The sequence below is a fragment of the Campylobacter sp. S4:11 genome, assembly GCF_024723695.1.
GTDB lineage: Bacteria > Campylobacterota > Campylobacteria > Campylobacterales > Campylobacteraceae > Campylobacter_D > Campylobacter_D jejuni_C.
Genome location: NZ_JANQDC010000047.1, coordinates 1 through 2,239, shown reverse-complemented (window position 1 = coordinate 2,239; position 2,239 = coordinate 1). Strand labels below are relative to the sequence as shown.

At 26.3% G+C, this 2,239-nt stretch carries 1 protein-coding gene and 1 pseudogene; both read left to right on the top strand.

The features are described from left to right. Window positions 1–379, top strand: a pseudogene (locus tag CAMP5053_RS08015) (hypothetical protein); the annotation flags it as partial. Then, window positions 376–2,187, top strand: coding sequence for a motility associated factor glycosyltransferase family protein (locus tag CAMP5053_RS08010; protein WP_337217621.1), 1,812 nt, complete (start codon window positions 376–378; stop codon window positions 2,185–2,187). The pseudogene CAMP5053_RS08015 and the gene CAMP5053_RS08010, both read left to right, overlap by 4 nt. The last annotated feature ends 52 nt before the right edge of the window (window positions 2,188–2,239 follow it).

Sequence of the window (2,239 nt, the reverse complement as noted above, 5' to 3'; positions counted from 1 at the left end):
TTTGAGGGGGGTTTTAAATACAAATATATTAGATCAAATTCAAAATTTTAAAGACCATTTACAAGACATTACTTCTGATATCAAAAAAAGTTTTAGTATTTTAGAATTGGATTTTTCAAAAATTTTAAAGTTTAATGAAGAAATTCATGAGTTTAAAATTTCATTTGAAAAAGATTTTGCATTATTAGGAGAAGTTTTAGTTCCTGCGTTAAAAAATGTCGAATTAGAACTTGCAAAAATTTATTTAATGCCAGCAATAAGCCAAGAAGATAAAAAAACAAGAATGATCTTGTGGATTTTAAAACAAGAAGAGTGGTTTGAAATTCTTCAATCAACACTGATAAATTTTTATAGTGCCATTTCAAGGGAAAATAAATGAATTTTTTACAAAAAAATATCTTAAATATTGAAAAAAATTTGGCAACTAAAATTTTAACTTGCAAAAATCACAAAAAACCTATTGGAAATAAACTTTTTTTAGAAAATATTCAAAACAATTATTCAAACCACCCTATACTTTTTATATATGGTATAGGAGAGTATATCTTAGAACTTTTTAAAAATGAAAACTTAAAATACATTATTATCTTTGAAGATGATCTAGAGATAGTTTATCACATACTTCAAAATAATGATTTTAGTAATTTTCTTAAAAACAACCAACTTATAATCTATCACACTCAAGACTTTCATCTTTCAAATGCTAAGATGATGTTTTTAAGTCAAAACATTTTATTTTACCATGAAATTTTTACGCTATTTTCATTCAAAAAAACTCATTTTAGTCAATACATAGAAAATACATGCATTCAAGCACTAGAGCATATAAAAAATGCTATGCATTCAAGCTCTTCTTGTTTAGAAGGTTTAGAATTTTTCACAAAAAATCTCTATCCTATGCTAACAAATCCAAGCACCAAAGAGTTGTTAACAAAACACCAATCTAAAAGCAAAAATGCCATTATAGTAGCAAGTGGACCTAGTCTTATAAAACAACTCCCTTTGTTAAAACAAATTCAAAATAAAGTTACTATATTTTGTGCTGATGGATCTTATACTATCTTACACCAACACAATATCAAGCCTGATTATATTGGTTGTATTGAAAAAAGTATAGATTCTAATGTTTTTTTTAAAGATTATTATGAAGACAATAATGCAATTTTTCTTCTTACAGACACGACAAATCCTAGTATCATCCAAACTTTACAAGATCATCAAAAAAACATCATTATTACCCTAGCATCTAGTAATTTTAATCATAGTTTTAAGCTTGATGATTATGGCTATACAGATACAAAATTTTCAAGCGTAGCTAATTATTTATACCATTTTGCTATAGGTTTAGGCTATACAAATATCATTTTAATAGGGCAAGATTTAGCTTATGATAAAAACCTAAATTCTCATCCTAAAGAATTTTTACTAGGTGAAAAAACAGATACACATCGTTATGAACCCATAAAAACATTAGCTTATGGAGGAAAAGAAGAAGTTTACACCCATTGTGTATGGGAACTTTATAAAAAAGCTTATGAGGAAGATATACAAAATAATAAACACCTTATCACCACTTATAATGCCACAGAAGGTGGAGCAAGGATAGAAGGAAGTATAGAAAAATCTTTTAAAGAACTTTGTGATGAAATTTTAAACAAACAAAACACAAATAAAAACTTTCCTTCTGTAAGTCTTTCAAACGATTATAAAAAATATATTTTATCTACAATTTCAACCTTGCAAAATCACATCCAAATTAACCAAATTTTTGCATCCCAATGTGAATTAATATTAACAAAATTAAACCCTATTATAGAGCAAATCAATTTTATAGCAAACAACTATACTTTAGAAGATGCTCTTAAACAACTTGATCATGTTCAAATCAATCTTGCTCAAGAATACATCAAAACTTTTAAATCTTTATTGTTTTCACAAAAAAACTGGGAAAGTATGAGCGATATACTCTATACTTTAATTTTTGCAAACGAGCCTAATTTTATAAAACTACAAAGTTTAAAAACACAAAATGATCAAGAAAAGCTTGTTAATACATTATCCTATATCATCAACCATAAAAGATATATCAAAGAAGTTATTGATATTTTATACCAACAAAGGATGATTTTAGAAAGAGCTTTGGCCGATATAGAACAAAAAAATAACCAAGGTAACCCCAATGAATGAACTTTTTTTAAAAAACACTCAAGCATTATTTGAAAAAGATCAGCCTTTGGCC